Raw genomic sequence first — 15,603 nt, 5'->3', positions numbered from 1 at the left:
CAAAGACTACTTCCTTTTTTTTATTATCTTTGCGGGGGTTCCCCCTACTACAGAATATGGCTCTACATCTCGAGTAACAACTGCTCCAGCACCAATTATTGAACCAGTTCCAATCCTTACTCCTGGTAATATTATAACTCTACTTCCAATCCAAACATCATCGCCTATAATGACAGGAGAAACCTCTTTTCCACCTTGGTATCTCATAGGAATTGATGCATCTGAAGTTTCATGACTGGTGGTCATTATAATGACATCTCTTCCCATCATAACATCATTTCCTATACTCACATTTCTCTGAACAAGAGAGTTTATACCAATGCCGGAATAATTTCCTACTCGAATAAATTTACCATCTGCAATGTAAGCTCCTTTTTCAAGATTGACACCAACCCCACATTCATCAAAAATTTTGGAAGCTAAAAATCCCCTAATTGGTTTTGATAACTTTAAAGATTGTGGCTCATCTGAAGGAGGGAGATGTCGAGCAATTGAATAATAGAATATAAGGGCAGTATACTTTTCAAGAGATTTTAGATAATTGATTACTTTTGATTTCAATTAACTCTCTCCAAAATCCAATATACGATTAATTCCCAATTTTCTGTACAGAATGATAGCATTGTAAGATATTATTTGAAACTGAATTCCAAGTAAAACCATTTTTGATTATAGTATCTCTCGCCTTTTCGCCTAGCCTCAGTCTCATCTCTGCATCATCAAGCATTGTCAATACAGCTTCCTTCAATGCATTTGAATCTTTAGAGGGAACTAAAATTCCATTTACGTTATTTTCTATAAGTTCGATATTTCCAGGTACTTTTGTAGCTACAATTGGAAGTTTACAGGACATTGCTTCAAGAAGAGAACCTGGCAATCCTTCATAGTACGATGGAAAAACGAATAAATGTGCATTTTGATAAAGCTTTACTATTTCGTTTCGATTTACATGCCCCAAAAATTCTATGCGATCTTCAAGATTAAAATCTTTAACTCGTTCTTTAAAATCCGAAAGTAAAGGCCCATCCCCAGCTAAAATGAAGCGTATATCACCCCTGCACATACATATTTCTTTTGCACATTCAACTAACTCTACCAAACCTTTACCATAACTAATTCTTCCCGTATAGAGTATATACTTCTCACCACAATTTTTAACAACTGGTGAAAATAAATTTTCATCAACTCCATTATATATAACTGTAATATTTTCAGAATTAAATCCATATTCTTCAAGTTCTTTGGATACATTTATTGAGACTGTAGAGATCAGGCCTGCATATCTTAGTAATTTTTTTTCTAATGGATAACTAATATATTTTGCCTGAAATTTAGTTGCAAGAGAAAATAAGTCTGTAATATCTATGGCTTTTGCACCATTAATCATAGGAGAATGGACTGTTACTACTATTGGAATATGAGATTTTATTATTGGAGGTAAAGGAGTGTGAATATGAATCAAATCAAAATCTTGCTCAATTGATTTCAATAATTTATTCACAAAAAATCCATGAATATGAACATGAAAAGGATATGCGAATATAAAAGGTACTTTATATAGTGCAATACCATCAAAGTCTTCTCTATAAGTTTTACGTAAGCTACCCCTTGTTATGATGGTGACTTGATTCCCCTTTCGGATAAGTTCTTTTGACATATTATATATATAATTACCAATTCCTTCTTCAGGGGGAAAATTTGCTGAAGTAATTACACATATTCTCATAATAATCAAACCAGAAATGTATCTCAAGAAATTGAAAAGATATATTTTTTTAAAGAAGGAACAAGTCTGTTCCCGTTACTCCCTTCTACAAAAGAAAAATCTATTTTTAAAGCCTCTTCCAGACCCTCTACATCATTAACCACCGTAACATTAGGATTTTCTGCCAATTCCTTTGCGATTTGTAATTGATGATCGTCTACGACTTCATTATATCTTTTTAATCTAGGAAAGATTATAAGGTGAGTTTTTTGTTCAAATGCAGTAAGAATCGATCCGACTCCTGCATGGCTGACAATAATCCGAGCATCAGAATTAAGTTTCTGTATCTTTGAATATTCTGCGAATTCAAAGTACTCTGCATTGACAGGCTTATATTTCGTGTTTCCAATTTGCATTATTACTTTTTCATCAATTTTTCCTGCAATCTCATCCATTTTCTTAACCAGCCTATCAAAACCCTGATAATGGCTGCCAACAGTTACAAATATCAAAGCACATTCCCCCAGTACTGGGCTTTTCTCCCGAATTTGAAGAGTAACTGCTTCCACTGGACTAAAAACACATCAGAAACTGGATAGAGTATTTTGCCGGTTAAAGAAGGTTCTTCTACTCTGCACAGGCTTTCGATGAACATGGTTTTTATCCGGAGGACTTTTGCAGCATAAAAAACAGGGATTGCAATCTCAGAACCTGTTGAAATGATAATATCAGGTTTCTCACGCAGGAGAATGCCAAATACTTTTGGAACACTGAGCAGAAATCTTAAAGGCTTTTTACCCAGATTTTTCATAGTATATTTCCTTGTGAGTTCGCTGGACCTGGCTCCTTCATAGGTTATAAAAAAGATATCATTACCTTCGAATGCGTCCATAAGTTGCAGGATTTCAGTAAGATGACCACCGTGCGAGCAGGTAAGGCAGATCTTCATTTTTTTCACCAGTCCAGTATTTTTAAGTAATATAACTAACACTACATCCAAGAATTATTATTGTTTTATTTGCTCCAGATTAGACAATTCTGCTTATCAGTTTCATGTGAAACGCATAAAATGAGTTGAAAACGATATCAACTGTTTTACTCATCATAGGGAGTTTAATGACCTGTTCAAAGGGGATTTTCCAATCCAAAAGCCCAAAAAACTCCCTATCAGTAGTTATTTTTTTGCAAATAGTTTTGTGTCTTTTTGTCAAAATTTCGTTAATATTTTTTATAACCCATAAATAGGCCTGCAATTTACTTTTAATGTATTTCGGGCCGTTTAAAACAGCATGACCAATTGTAACGATTTCAGTCACTATAAGTGCAGGTAATAATAATAACAATGTTCTCGAACTGAAGTTTTTCAATAAAATTAAGTAACGGTTTCTTTCAAGGTAAAATTCTTTCCATGGAGGTATTGATAATTTGCACTTATGAAATATTATAGACCCAGGAGCATACATTATTTTACCTCCCGCAAAACGTACTCTCCAGGAAAGATCCGTATCTTCCAAATAAAGGAAAAACTCCGAGTCAAATCCATCAATATTTTTTAACATATCGCGCCTTATTGCAAATGAACAGCCTGCGACAGCTCCTACTTCTTGATAGTTATCAAATTCACATGCAGGCTTATTGAGTCCCCTGCAGAAGGTAAGTCCAGTATAGTGGTTTATAGTTGAGCACGCGTTTATTTTGTCATTCTGGTAATACATCAGGATCTTTGAAGTCGTGGCCGCAATTGTAAGATCGTTTTCAAGTGGTTTAATTAGTTCAGCAAGCCATTTGGAGTCTGCAACCGTATCTGGATTTATAATTACTATGTATTCTCCTTCCGCTACCTCAAATCCTGCATTGTTCCCTGCAGCGTATCCGAGATTCTTTCCTGTCTGAACCACCTTTATTTCAGGATAGTTAATCCTCACGAATTCCTCACTAGCATCCGTAGATGCATTATCTACCACGATTATTTCAAAGTCTTGATATGTTTGAGATATTAAAGAGGGAATACACTCCGCGAGATCTTCCTTGCTGTTATATGAGAGAATAACAACACTTGCAAATTTTTCTTTACCAGACATTTATCCCTCCAAATAATATCAAACAATCAAATTCATAGTTCCAATATCGATCACAGACTTTTACATAGAAAGAAATTAATTTCAGGTGCTACAGAATAATAAGTAGGAAAAACTCACTAACCCTCAGTTAAGTCACCTTCGATTCCCTCATAACCGCCGACACCGAATGCAGCATTATCCCTGTCAATGCCATGAAGGTCCCTATAACAATAAACAGAACCATAAGCATGGTAGGCCCGAAGGATAGGCCTCCTCCCATAGTGAAGTTTTGCAGAAAATGGGCACCCATGTAGAGTCCTCCAACTCCCAGAGATAGGCCTGGGACTGTAAAGTAATAAAGAGGCTTGTTGAACTCGATATCTTTCAAGACCATGACAAGGACGCCTAAACCATGTTGGACCGGGCTTATGGTTGAACAGTCCACATCATACCTTACCCCTATTTCGACTTCCTTGATCCGCAGTCCAGACCTGCCTGCATCAGCAAGCATTTCGCTTTCTATTGCCATGCCATGTGCACCGAAGCGGAACACGTTTTTAGTAGAAGCGGCAAAAGCGCGGAAACCGCTTTGTGAATCGGTGATCCTGAGACCGGAGTTCATATTTGTAGCCGTATCAAGGATTGTCTGGCCGACACGGCGGTAGATAGGAGTGTTTTTGTCTTTGTGGGAAAGGTAACGACTCCCATTGACCATTTCAGCGTAGCCGTCAATAATAGGGGTTACAAGTTTGGGAATTTCAGCGGGATTATGCTGACCGTCCGAGTCCATTGTCACTATTATATCGGCGCCAAGGTTGGCTGCGGCTTCAAAACCGGTTTTGAGGGCTGCTCCTTTGCCTTTATTGACCTCATGCACAATCACGTGAGCTCCTGCTTTCCTGGAGATTTCGGCAGTGCGGTCAGAGCTCCCGTCATCGACTACGATTACGTTGTCGGAATAGAATTTAGTAAGAAGGACTATGCTGCCGATGGAGACTTCCTCGTTAAAAGCTGGAAGGATGACAGTTATATTTTGAGATGACACCTCCCTGAAATGTGGGTTCTCTATATGGCCCTGGTACTGAGTATTATTGCCCACAATCAGTTCGTTACTCAATTTTAAACTCCTTTTAAATTTATAATATTAAATTGAAACAATTATAATGGCTCAAAAGTCAATCAAAAGTATTGGAGTACAACCGTTTGAACCTTTAAACGTATTTTAAATTTTTATAATGTAATTCATGAAAACAGTATATAAATTTATTGAGAGATATTCTGAAATAAATAAAAAGTGTACAATAACAAGAGCAGTAACGCTTTATGTTTGATGAATATAACGTTATATTGTTGAAATACTGGCCTGCAAAAACATATGAAATACAGGAGTGAAAAAATATATAAACTCAAAATAATAAAATGAATCCGAGAAAAACGATATCATAAGAGCACAAAATATCCACAGTTACATGCCGCAGGCTCTTCCGGAGTTTAAGAAATTTATTTCAATCAGCCAGAAACTTGAGAGTAAAATTTAACTCAATATACTACATACCGCATCTGTAGAAAAGAGAAAAAATGTGAAATGGATGCTTTAGTGCCAAAGACGCTCTGGACATAAAAATTAGCCCGATGCTCAAGTACTCCGAGGGTCATGCCAGTGAGGATCAAAGCACCTATAACGCGGAGGGTTTCGAACAGCCTCAACCGAAAAATAGTGAGAAGTGCATCTTCCATTTTTTTAACCCCTGAAAACAAACTTAGGCTTAAAGTCTTTTAACCTTTTGTATCTAAACAGCCTCTGCAACTATAAGTTTTACTTACGGGGTTGTTTCAGCTTTTTCTCGGGTGCTTTTTCTCAGCTCTGAGATTAAGATCAGGGGAATTTCCATTCCGGGTTATTACAAAAAAGCAGGGACATGTTTTCGGAACCTATTTAATTCTCCATCCCCGATACAATACAGGGTGAGATGATTAACGATATAAAAATTCTTGGAGTTGGAGGAAGCCCCCGGAAAAATGGAAATACCGACGTGCTGCTTGACAGTTTTTTGAAAGGAGCGGAATCGGCAGGTGTCGAAACGAAAAAAGTCCTTTTAAGGGATTATTCGATCGAGCCCTGTATCGGCTGCGAAAGGTGTCGGAAAACCGGGACCTGCACCAGGTTCCATGATGGAATGAGCCTGCTTTATCCCGAGATCGAGGCTGCAAAAGGGCTTACCCTCGGTTCTCCCACCTACAACTACAATGTAACTGCCCTGATGAAGGCCTTCATCGACAGGCTCTACCCTTACTACAATTTCACGAACGTCCGCCCCAGGCGCTATTCGAGCAAACTTGCCGGGCAGGGGAGAAAAGCGATTGTTTTTTCGGTCTGCGAGCAGCTGGAAATCGAAGAAATGGGTTTTACACTCGGAGCGCTAGGGATGCCTCTTGAAGCCCTGGGCTATGAGATCGTGGAAAAGTTTCCGGTGACAGGATATTTTGATAGGGGAGCGGTTTCAAGGGATGAAGAACTTCTAAGAAAAACGTTTGAAGCGGGTAAAAAAATGGCAGAGGCTCTTCATTGAGCCCTGATAAGCAGGGGAAATCTTCCAGAAAAGCTTGATTTTTGTGTGGTCAGCCTGAAATAAACCGAAAAACCCCTGCCCTGAAACCGTATCTCATTTTTGACTCTCTGGGTATTTTTCACTGCTTCTCCGTAAACTCATTTTCTTCAGCAAAATTCACCTTCTCCTGCAAAATTCGTTTCTCGCTTCCACAAGGGCTTTCAGGTTTTTCAGAGGGGTTTCTGGAGCAAGCCCGCAGCCCGGAGCAAGAATATCCACTCCGCTTTCCATGCAGGGAAAAGCTTCCTTTTCAACGTCTTCAGGCCCTCCCCTGAAAAGGGTCATGGAGGTTGATACGCTGCATATTACCGCAACCCTAAACTCTGCAGGAAATCAAATTGCGTGCGGCCACCCCACCCTAAACAGGCTGTCCGACAATTACCTTCGGTAATAAAAGAATTCCTTCTTTTTTGATTTAAAGGGCTTATTTGCTTTCTTTATCAATAATTGTCGGACAGCCTCTAAAGGTCAGGGTATTGGTAAGTAGCCCAGGGGAATTTCACCCCCAGGCCCTCTCAGATCCGTACGTGAATCTCTCGATTCATACGGCTCCCATTATCCAGCCATAAAGCCTTGTTTTGTCCATTGGTTCCTCCCTTGAAGACAAGGTTGACCGCAGTTCAAAACTGGATAATACAATCCCTTCGCTCCATGCCCATTACAGGCACTTCATCACTACTACGAATTGTTCTGCCCCTGTTCATCGCATCGATACTTTTGTCCTTGCGGGTCCACCGCTTGGAGGTTTCTCTTAACATCGATGAGCAGTTTCCCACGTTCCACAGAAAAGCCCGAGTTAAGTTCCCGACGATCAGCGATTACCCTCTCATGTAATCAAGTGTTTTTACATCAGGATTTCGAACAGTTCCACAAAAAATGGTCCTTCGTTTCTCTCAAAATAGTAATAAGTAGAAGAGTTCTGAGAATGCACATGAGTGACAAAATTATCTTAGAAAGTTATTTATCTAATGAAACAAATTATATTTTAGAAGTAACAAGGAAAAAAAAACAAGGTTATTACAATGGGAACGCGGAGGGTTACGAATACCCCACCCTTCAGGTTGGAATGAAGTGAATCCTGCCTCATTTTGTTTTCCATTTAAAGATCTTAATCGCTGATTCTTTGTAAAATGATCGGAAAGCTGAAAGGGACTCGTTAGCAAAGTTTCTTTTGGCATTGGTCAGGGGTTTTGCTTACACTAAATTGACTAACAGTAAAAACATGAAAAAAATAGGGCATTTAAAACCTCAAAATCGAAAAAAGATGAAACTGGATATTACTCAAAAAATTTCAGACAGCCTATTTGCGATGGGTGACCATACGCAATTCGATTTATGGCGTAATCTTTGATGAAATGACAAATATTTGTTTCCAAAAAAGACAAAAAAATAATGGAACACTATTAACCATATAATAGTTAAAAGTAGGTGGCTATATGGTAAATGCTATTGAAGAAACAAACGTACTTGGAACTTTTTTTGATAATCATATAGATTTTTATGGCAACTCAGATTCTACGAATAAATATGGATCTACAGATGCTTTTTTTATTGAGTTTATAAAAAAAAACACAAGAAAATCTGTTTTGGATATTGGATGTAGTACTGGACGTTTTATTAGTTGGCTGAATTATTTTGGTTTAGACATGGAAATTACAGCTTTAGATCCTTCAAAAAAAGCATTAGATGGGATAAATTTCCAAAATGTAATTAAAATTCAAGGACATTTACCTTATAGAATTCCTGGAAATTCGAAATATTCATATATTCATATTCAAGACGTCTTGCACCATGTGACTGGTAATTCTGTAAATGAATCTAAAAAAATGGTAGTAGATTCGTTAATACATATGAGAAATATTTTGACTGATGACGGGTTCATATTGCTGGGAGACCTTTTTTATGAAAGCTACATATTTCCAACTTTTACTAGAAACACCATTAAAACAATGTTAGACTTTCAAAACAAATGTAATATAAAGATTCCTTTTAAAGAATTTATTAATGGGTTAGACGTTTGTTTTTATACAAGAGACGAATTTAGGAGCATGATTCAAGAATGTAACTTAGAAATTATAGATTATCGTGAATGGTATTGGGGTAACAAAAAATTTAAAAAACAAATTTTGCTGATAAAGAGATGGGGGTATATGTGCTTTATAATTAAAAAACGTGCTTAACTTTTTCGTTCGACACTAAAACACGGAAATAATGTTTTTGCATACATGCCAAATCAAGAGTGTAATATGCATAAGAATTAAGTTTATTACAGCTCTGTAGAAATCCTCTAAATTATGTTTTACCCAAAATTATATAAATATATTGGCAATCGATTAAGCAATCAACTTCATTCATTACTGTATTTTCCAAATTCTCATAGATTCAAACCATTCATCCCTAAATCTTCCCCTATTTACTTGTAGGTTCAAAGTTTAAATGGCTTATACGTTTATCACACTTCAAAGTTTCTTTGTATTCCCTTCAAATTCAATGGAAAATTTTCCAACTCGAGAAATATGCAACAATTTTATAATATAGTTATTGAGTTAAATACGCCTTTTGAGGTTGTTTTTCAGACATGGAGAATTGATTAAATTTTCAGCAAATACATGAAATTTACTTTTATTCACATAATTTGAAGAGGATACAATCTATCCCATATATTATTTTCTTGCAATTCTCTTGTTCTCGCAAGGATCTTATTTTTCCTCGATTACCTTGTTTTCCCACATAACTCATTCCTTGCTTCCACCAGGGCTTTCAAATTTCGGAGGGGAGTTTCAGGCGCAATACCGCAGCCCGGAGCAAGGATATCCACTCCGCTTTCCATACATGTGAAAGCCTCCTTTTTCACATCTTCGGGGCTGCCCCTAAAAAGGGTCCTGGAGGTTGACACGCTGCCTATTACCGCGACCCCGGATTCGTGAGCCGTTTCCACAGCTATTCTGAGGTTTTTTACACCTTCTTCAAGGCTGAGCCCGTCAAACCCGCATTCTGCCATATCTGCGATAATCGGATCGGCAGCTCCGCAGATGTGGAGCACGCTTTTGCCTCCCCCCAGGGCTTTCGGAACCCTTGCCATGCCGGGTTTTATCAGGGTCCGAAAAGCATCCGGGGAAATCATATCCGGAGAAGAAACCGCATCTGCAATAACAATAATGTCAGCCCCACTTTTCAGGCATTCCCTGGCATACATTATGCAGGCATCGCTACAGAGATCGATCAGCCTTGTTACAATGTGTGGCCTTTTGATTGTCCATTTAAGGAAACGGGTAATTCCGCAGAGGGAAGCAGCAAGGTCAGCCGGGCCTTCCATTCCCACAATTAAAGGTAGGTTTGAGCCGGCTTTTTCCCGGAGGATTTCCGTTGCTTTCAGGACAGCGGGGATTCTGCCCCTTTCAAGGAGGTCTTCAGGGAGTTTGGGGACTACAGGCGAAAGTTCCATTGGACCATTCAGCACAGCAGGAGTCTTTGCTTTCGTACCCGGATCAACTCTGCAGCCCAGGGCTTCCCCGAGCACCACCATATCAAATGGATACCTGAGGGTTTCAAAAGAGGCATTTACATACTGGGAAAAAGCAAGTAGTGCCATTTTTTCAGGCTGGCGGTCAGCTTCGGGTCTGGCTGCTCCGCTCATATCCATGAGTTCTAGTACCGGCGCGGTTGTGAAAGTGCCGACCGGTATCTGAGAGGGAGTTTCTCCTTCGAGGGTTCTGAGAATTTCTGTCCTGAAGTTCGGTTTTTCCATAATAGTGACCCACTGTTGTGTCCTTATTATGTTTTTGTTTTATCTTGATTTTAGCTGTTGTGGAATTAATAACCATTTGTATTACATGTGTCGCCTGGATCCCTGAAACTAAACCATATGGGTTTGTAAAGCAGGAATACGGAAAGTGATAATTTTAGATGGAAATAAAAGAACTGAAGACTGTTCAAAGGTTACTGTAAAAAATAAAGAAGGACCATTAGTTTGTTGTTTTCAAAATGATACACCTTTTTTTGAGCTTGAGCCCGGAGACAGGATCCGGATAACATGGATACATAGAATAGATAAAGTGGAGCTAAAAAAGGTTGAGAGGGTTTTATGAAATTTTACGAACGTTTGTACCGAATAGGAGCAATTGAGAAAATTCTCCCCGGGAAAATAAATACCTTATCAGGAGTCTTTATTCCGGAAACAGGACTCCCAGGAAAAATTAGTGCTTATAAATATCGTCATGATGGTCGTAATTTTCCAGCGTGACGCTCTTCGATACCTCATCGATAGAAAAAATTAGTACGAAATGTGGCATTGGTAGTTAATTATAGTTATATATCATGAAAACCTATATTTCTGCATGAATTGCCCAAGATGCGAAAGTTCCAATCACACAAAAAACGGTATAGTTTGTGGACGTCAACGCTACAAATGCCACGATTGTGGATATAACTATTCAGTCGAGCTAAAATCAACTGCTAGTTCTCCTTTAGTTAAGAGACAGGCTTTGCAACTTTATCTTGAGGGATTAGGATTTCGCTCAATAGGACGATTTTTAGGGGTAAGTCATGTTTCTGTCCAAAAATGGATAAAGAAATTTGGTCAGGAGATAGAGGACCTAAAAAGCGAAAATGAGATATCTATTGTTGAACTGGATGAGATGCACACTTACATCGGTAACAAAAAAAATATTGCTGGATCTGGATTGCTGTTGATAGAGTTGGGAAAAAGTTCATCAACTGCTCTTTGGGTAGCAGAGGAACGAAAACTGGACAACTACTCTGGGAAAAATTAAAGAAGAAAGAGATTGGAGAAGTGATGACTGATCACTGGAGGGCATATGCAGAGTTTATTCCTGAAACGATTCATACTCAATCCAAAGCAGAAACGTATACAGTTGAAGGATATAACGGCATATTAAGACACTTTCTGGCAAGGTTGAGACGAAAGACAAAGTGTTATACGAAGAGTCTTGAAATGCTAAAGTACTCTGTTCTTCTATTGATGAAAAACAGAAATAAAGAGTTACCTATATTTAATTAACAATACCCGAAATGTTTATCGATATGCACCCTTTTTAAATTGTTGAGTGGTGCTCGAAGGTTCTTATATCTATGTGGATTTTCTGCGATCTCACCTGCTTTCTTTAAAATAATATCCACTTGTTTCTTATTTTTCTTATCCAATTTTTGAATTATTTCGTCAAGCTTCGGTGAGATTTTTATTCGATACATTCAAAATCAGTGCCCATATCTGGCTCTTAGATCTTCAATAGTCCCGATATCTATGGGCTCTTCCTTCATTATATTCTGCATTTTCTCCACGAATTCAGGTCTTAGCTCAGGTTCCAATATCTCTTCTTCGTACTGAGTAGCCATTAGCTCAATAGCTGCGCTCTCATCCTTTAAATCATACCTGGTTTTAATAATATCCAAAATTTTTTTAGTATGATCATCAATATTTATTATCGCTTGAGCCATATTTACCATATAATAAAAGAACAATATCATATTAATATTATGTCGTTCTGGAAGGGGCTCTGAAGGATCTCGTTTACCTTACTGAATATGATTTCAACTTGCTTTTTGTCATTTTTTGCCAGCTTCTCAACAACTTTTTGAACTTCTGACCTTACTTGTAGCCGATACATATAAGATCAACAGTAAAGCATCTTTTTCCAGTTCTCAACCGTTCCCACATCTATAGGCTTCTGTTTCACGATCTCCTAAGCCTTTTCAATAAACTCAGGCCTGAGTGCAGGTTCCATAATTTCTTTTTCATATTCTGCTGCCATATGCATAATTGCAGCGCTTTTGTCTTTCAAGCCGTACGTAGCTTTTATGATATTAAGGACCCGGTTTGTTATTTCATCAATGTTGATCATTGCTTGAACCACTAAGTATACCTCATATATACACGAAGTATACACAATATCTATGCATATTGATTGCAGGAATAGATTAAAAGAGGGAGTAATAAGGATTTTCTCCGGGTCCAGGAAGGTTTTCCCCTAGGAAGCTAGGAAAGTTGCTGCAAACCAATACAAAAAAGAGAAGCATGAAACATCCTGCAAGGATATCTTGGGAAGGCCTTCCTCTAGATGCGGACCCGAGGTCCTGCCGGCAAGGAAAGTTCTGGAAGCTTTGGTTCTGCAGCTGCAAGGAAAGACCAGAGGAAGTACTGGAAAAAGGAAAAGGAAGTCCTTTTTGCAGGATATTTTCCGGGAAATAATGTATCGGACTTTCCGCAGATGTCTTCAAAAAAACAACATTTTTTCTGCTATCGTTTTTGGATAATTATTCGAAAAATTACAGCTATTATCTCAACTGAATCCCATGGAAATGGCTTCTTGGGCTTTCGACGAAGGCAAAAAGACAAAAATTTTGGAAAAATATCAAAAACGTACGTTTGGTTAAATATGGAGTTTTTCAGAAAAACGATAGCAAGAAAAATTGTGAAAATTGAAAAGACATCTGCGGAAAGTCGGATGTATCAGAACCTGCAAGATCCTGACGCCTGAGAAAGGAGGTCTTGGCCTGCAAGGATTTTTCCAGGGAGATCTTTCCGGAAGGACTGCAGCTGCTGCAAAGCTGCACAAAAAAAGAGAAGCAGTAAAGACCATACCAGAATATTCAGGGAAGGCCTTCCTCGGGGTCCAGACCTCGAGGTTTTGCCGGCAAGGTTAGAACGAAGCGTCCAATGTGAACCCTTCGAAGTCCTTTAAGTACATTCTGCAGAGTTTTTCCACACTCTGGATTTTTCAGAATACGATAGTTACCTCTCCTACCGAAATCGAATAGACTCACATAGAAGAGGAGCCGAAGCTCTCCATGATCCAGAAATATTTTTTCCTGACATAAGTCAGGTAATCTTCCGGAACTGCTCCGTCGGCAAAATGCACTCCATTATATCCCCATCACACAGTGGTATTTGCTTGAATACCAAGTTTCCGTACTGTCCGTTCAGTTCGGAAAATACCGGTTTGCCAACGAAGAAAGTATAAATTTCATTGGCTTTGGCTTCCGGGTTGATATCTTCAAAAAGGGCCGGATAAAGTACTTTTCCTACAAAATAAGCGTTTGCAAGCACCGATTCAAAGTTGATGCTGTAATAGTTGTAAGGAATCACTCCATAGACCTTGTTATTCTTTATTGCTGAAAGCCCTGTGAGAGCCGCATCATTTTTGAGTTCTCCTATGGCTCCTCCATCGCACCGCTGGATTGTACTCATATCGACAAACAGATACTCCGGGTCCCAATCTAAGAGAGCTTCCATAGCAATATGCGCATGGTCTGCACCTATTCCGGCTGCAACGTTGTTTGCATTCACCCACAGGAATGGAGGGTAAGCCGGCTCGGTAGAGATTATCCCATAAGCCGCCGCTCTACTGCTCACTCCTCCTACATAAACAACCTTTCTTTCGGATTCAAGAATGCCCACTGTCCTGTTTTGGAGGTCATGCATCGTAGCGTCGATATAAGCAATTACTTCTTCTGCCCTCTCCTGTTTGTCTACGACCTCGCCCATTACTCTGAGGGAGTTATTCATTTCAACTCTGTCTTTTTGATTCTTCAAAGATCCATACGGGAACATAACAACCGGGATGCCGGTTTCATCCTGAAGCTTGTCAGCATCAGCCGCACTGGTCACAGATACAGAACCGGGTGTGATGGTTTTCAAGATTACCTGCGGGCCAACGGCAATCATTTTTTCAGGGTCATCCTCGCCCCTGAATTCGCCAATAAGAGGATAATCTTTGAGCTGCGGGTTTGCAAGGACGTAGGGACGGCCCTCAATTTCTCTTTTTTCCTTTTCAATACTGTCAACCCCTACTACATAGTTCTGGGCCTGCAGGTATACCAGGTAGCGAAGGCACCCTCCTCCCGAGCAGACTACCCTATCGATATTCTCAGGTATTGTGACATTTCTTCCGAAACAAGTGATGATTTTCATGTTACTTTCCTCTGATCTGATAGTGTAAATGTATTACATAAAACTACATAAAACTGACTAAATTACCTATAATTTAGTATAATATCGACAATTCTTTGTAAATAGTATGATTTATTATACAAGCAGATAAAACTAACTTTAACTTCAGCCTGAAATTATTGTATCCGGAAATGATTTCGCAGATTCAAAACCATTTGAAAGTTCAATACAAGATACAATTGCATGAGACGTAAAAGATTAAGTTTTGCATAAATTCCAATCCCATTTTGGCACTATGGAATGATTATGTAAAATGAAACAAATTCGAAGTTGAAGTAAAATAGCGGATAATTTGTATACGATATATAACTGCAATAAAAGAAATTAACAAAGCGAAATAATTTTGGGATAAAACAATCTAAGGCCGGAAGTCTCCTTCGCTCTCCTAAAATCATAGGAAATATTTATTCTGTTCAAATGATAGCAGGAATAATTGTAAAAATTGAAAGAACACCTGCGGAAAGTCAGTTTAAGGAAAATTTCTCATTTTATGCAGAATGAGTTTTCTCCTCTTCACAGGACTTTTCCGCAATAATTACGAATATGGGTCCCCAATAACCCGTTTTAAGGTAATCAAGTAAGTCATTGATCTGCGGGCGAATATTGGGTTTTATTTCCAATACTCTATAGCCGCATAACTCCAACAGCCTTACATCCTCCTCCGGTCGTTCTACCCTACTAAAGGGCAGGTTGTAAAAAGCCACATCTCCCTCTCCGCGCCCCCTCAATTTTTTACCTTCGGTCACAAAATCCAGCAACCAAGACATTTTACGCCACATTTTTAAAAAGGGAGAACGACTTAAATTAGGGTACCAGTTTGCATCAATAATTATCAGCCTGCCTCCGGGCTTTAACACCCGTAACCATTCTCTAAAGGCTTTTTCAGGACTTTCCAGAGTCCACACCAGATAACGGGAAAGTAGAGCATCGAAGCTGTCCTGCTCTATCATCTGGAGATTATAAACGTCACCCAACACGAAATCTACATGCAACCCCCTGTTAACCGCATTTTCTGAGGCAATTTTTAACATGTTAGGTGCCCGTTCCACCCCGACGACACTGTGGCCCATTGTTGCCAGTAACATGGACAAAAAACCCGTTCCAGAGCCGGCATCCAACACCCTCATATTCTCTTTCTGACCCAGGATATCCACAAGAACTTCCCGCCAAGCTCGATTGGTCTTTTCATTGTCAAAGTCATATATTGTTTTTTTATTATATTCCAATGCAGCATTGCTCCAAAATTCGGCACTACCCATA

At 38.9% G+C, this 15,603-nt stretch carries 19 protein-coding genes; 7 read left to right on the top strand and 12 right to left on the bottom strand.

Annotation, left to right across the window (positions count from 1 at the left end):
• Positions 1–6 precede the first annotated feature (6 nt).
• From MA_RS29795 to MA_RS11255, 6 genes are all read right to left on the bottom strand, one after another.
• Entirely contained in the window at positions 7–561 is a 555-nt protein-coding gene (locus tag MA_RS29795) for an acyltransferase (RefSeq protein ID WP_011022159.1), read from the bottom strand.
• Positions 562–589: 28 nt separating this feature from the next.
• Entirely contained in the window at positions 590–1,753 is a 1,164-nt protein-coding gene (locus MA_RS11275; RefSeq protein ID WP_011022158.1) for a glycosyltransferase family 4 protein, read from the bottom strand.
• Entirely contained in the window at positions 1,750–2,274 is a 525-nt protein-coding gene (gene pssE, locus MA_RS11270; protein WP_226990828.1) for a PssE/Cps14G family polysaccharide biosynthesis glycosyltransferase, read from the bottom strand. The genes MA_RS11275 and pssE overlap by 4 nt, the downstream gene beginning before the upstream one ends.
• Positions 2,214–2,654 (bottom strand): PssD/Cps14F family polysaccharide biosynthesis glycosyltransferase, encoded by a 441-nt coding sequence (gene pssD / locus MA_RS11265; RefSeq protein ID WP_048065325.1) that lies wholly within the window; start codon positions 2,652–2,654, stop codon positions 2,214–2,216. Before pssD ends, pssE begins: the two co-directional genes overlap by 61 nt.
• 79 nt (positions 2,655–2,733) lie before the next feature.
• Positions 2,734–3,786: a glycosyltransferase family 2 protein gene (locus tag MA_RS11260; protein ID WP_011022155.1), complete on the bottom strand. Its 1,053-nt coding sequence runs from the start codon at positions 3,784–3,786 to the stop codon at positions 2,734–2,736.
• A 127-nt stretch (positions 3,787–3,913) separates the two neighbouring features.
• Positions 3,914–4,882 (bottom strand): glycosyltransferase family 2 protein, encoded by a 969-nt coding sequence (locus tag MA_RS11255; RefSeq protein ID WP_011022154.1) that lies wholly within the window; start codon positions 4,880–4,882, stop codon positions 3,914–3,916.
• 853 nt (positions 4,883–5,735) lie between these two features.
• On the opposite strand from MA_RS11255, the gene MA_RS11245 reads away from it, so the two are divergent.
• The gene (locus tag MA_RS11245) at positions 5,736–6,335 is read left to right on the top strand and encodes a flavodoxin family protein (protein ID WP_011022152.1); all 600 of its coding nucleotides are present in this window, start codon (positions 5,736–5,738) and stop codon (positions 6,333–6,335) included.
• Between the two features lie 156 nt (positions 6,336–6,491).
• Here the strand turns inward: MA_RS11245 and MA_RS25490 are convergent, their stop codons facing one another.
• On the bottom strand, positions 6,492–6,680 hold the full coding sequence (locus tag MA_RS25490) for a uroporphyrinogen decarboxylase family protein (protein WP_011022151.1): 189 nt from the start codon (positions 6,678–6,680) through the stop codon (positions 6,492–6,494).
• A 272-nt stretch (positions 6,681–6,952) separates the two neighbouring features.
• Here MA_RS25490 and MA_RS26895 point away from each other — a divergent pair, with 272 nt between their 5' ends.
• From MA_RS26895 to MA_RS11240, 3 genes are all read left to right on the top strand, one after another.
• Positions 6,953–7,129, top strand: a complete 177-nt coding sequence (locus tag MA_RS26895) for a hypothetical protein (protein WP_157860182.1) — start codon at positions 6,953–6,955, stop codon at positions 7,127–7,129.
• 176 nt (positions 7,130–7,305) lie between these two features.
• Complete coding sequence (locus tag MA_RS26890) at positions 7,306–7,449, top strand: hypothetical protein (RefSeq protein WP_157860181.1); 144 nt, start codon at positions 7,306–7,308, stop codon at positions 7,447–7,449.
• 361 nt (positions 7,450–7,810) lie between these two features.
• On the top strand, positions 7,811–8,554 hold the full coding sequence (locus MA_RS11240; RefSeq protein WP_011022149.1) for a methyltransferase domain-containing protein: 744 nt from the start codon (positions 7,811–7,813) through the stop codon (positions 8,552–8,554).
• A 533-nt stretch (positions 8,555–9,087) separates the two neighbouring features.
• Here the strand turns inward: MA_RS11240 and mtaA are convergent.
• Complete coding sequence (mtaA, locus tag MA_RS11235; protein ID WP_011022148.1) at positions 9,088–10,122, bottom strand: methylcobamide:CoM methyltransferase MtaA; 1,035 nt, start codon at positions 10,120–10,122, stop codon at positions 9,088–9,090.
• A 145-nt stretch (positions 10,123–10,267) separates the two neighbouring features.
• On the opposite strand from mtaA, the gene MA_RS11230 reads away from it, so the two are divergent.
• Both MA_RS11230 and MA_RS25480 read left to right on the top strand, forming a co-directional pair.
• A complete protein-coding gene (locus MA_RS11230; protein ID WP_048065323.1) occupies positions 10,268–10,462 on the top strand; it encodes a hypothetical protein in 195 nt (64 codons plus the stop codon).
• A 249-nt stretch (positions 10,463–10,711) separates the two neighbouring features.
• A protein-coding gene (locus MA_RS25480) for an IS1 family transposase (RefSeq protein ID WP_085984845.1) occupies positions 10,712–11,394 on the top strand; the annotation gives its coding sequence in 2 pieces (ribosomal slippage) (positions 10,712–11,032 and positions 11,035–11,394; 681 coding nt in all).
• A gap of 197 nt (positions 11,395–11,591) precedes the next feature.
• Here the strand turns inward: MA_RS25480 and MA_RS11210 are convergent.
• On the bottom strand, positions 11,592–11,840 hold the full coding sequence (locus tag MA_RS11210; RefSeq protein ID WP_162829681.1) for a DUF2683 family protein: 249 nt from the start codon (positions 11,838–11,840) through the stop codon (positions 11,592–11,594).
• A gap of 236 nt (positions 11,841–12,076) precedes the next feature.
• Entirely contained in the window at positions 12,077–12,247 is a 171-nt protein-coding gene (locus tag MA_RS11205) for a DUF2683 family protein (RefSeq protein WP_048066314.1), read from the bottom strand.
• Between the two features lie 565 nt (positions 12,248–12,812).
• Between MA_RS11205 and MA_RS26885 the strand changes: the two genes are divergently transcribed.
• On the top strand, positions 12,813–13,037 hold the full coding sequence (locus MA_RS26885; protein WP_157860180.1) for a hypothetical protein: 225 nt from the start codon (positions 12,813–12,815) through the stop codon (positions 13,035–13,037).
• 175 nt (positions 13,038–13,212) lie between these two features.
• Here MA_RS26885 and MA_RS11195 read toward each other — a convergent pair whose 3' ends face one another.
• Complete coding sequence (locus tag MA_RS11195; RefSeq protein WP_011022142.1) at positions 13,213–14,304, bottom strand: iron ABC transporter substrate-binding protein; 1,092 nt, start codon at positions 14,302–14,304, stop codon at positions 13,213–13,215.
• A 527-nt stretch (positions 14,305–14,831) separates the two neighbouring features.
• Positions 14,832–15,602: a class I SAM-dependent methyltransferase gene (locus MA_RS24565; protein ID WP_011022141.1), complete on the bottom strand. Its 771-nt coding sequence runs from the start codon at positions 15,600–15,602 to the stop codon at positions 14,832–14,834.
• Between the last annotated feature and the right edge of the window lies 1 nt (position 15,603).

The sequence above is a fragment of the Methanosarcina acetivorans C2A genome (assembly GCF_000007345.1).
In the GTDB taxonomy this organism is placed as follows: Archaea; Halobacteriota; Methanosarcinia; order Methanosarcinales; family Methanosarcinaceae; genus Methanosarcina; species Methanosarcina acetivorans.
Note: the sequence above shows the minus strand (reverse complement) of the source record. Positions and strands in the feature narration are given on the sequence as shown.

What these genes read in the sequence shown, in the direction of transcription:
- pssD (WP_048065325.1), bottom strand. Translation starts at nt 2,654, where the DNA reads ATGAAGATCTGCCTTACCTGCTCGCACGGTGGTCATCTTACTGAAATC.
- MA_RS11260 (WP_011022155.1), bottom strand. Translation starts at nt 3,786, where the DNA reads ATGTCTGGTAAAGAAAAATTTGCAAGTGTTGTTATTCTCTCATATAAC.
- MA_RS11245 (WP_011022152.1), top strand. Translation starts at nt 5,736, where the DNA reads ATGATTAACGATATAAAAATTCTTGGAGTTGGAGGAAGCCCCCGGAAA.
- MA_RS26890 (WP_157860181.1), top strand. Translation starts at nt 7,306, where the DNA reads ATGAGTGACAAAATTATCTTAGAAAGTTATTTATCTAATGAAACAAAT.
- MA_RS11240 (WP_011022149.1), top strand. Translation starts at nt 7,811, where the DNA reads ATGGTAAATGCTATTGAAGAAACAAACGTACTTGGAACTTTTTTTGAT.
- mtaA (WP_011022148.1), bottom strand. Translation starts at nt 10,122, where the DNA reads ATGGAAAAACCGAACTTCAGGACAGAAATTCTCAGAACCCTCGAAGGA.
- MA_RS11210 (WP_162829681.1), bottom strand. Translation starts at nt 11,840, where the DNA reads ATGGTAAATATGGCTCAAGCGATAATAAATATTGATGATCATACTAAA.
- MA_RS11195 (WP_011022142.1), bottom strand. Translation starts at nt 14,304, where the DNA reads ATGAAAATCATCACTTGTTTCGGAAGAAATGTCACAATACCTGAGAAT.
- MA_RS24565 (WP_011022141.1), bottom strand. Translation starts at nt 15,602, where the DNA reads ATGGGTAGTGCCGAATTTTGGAGCAATGCTGCATTGGAATATAATAAA.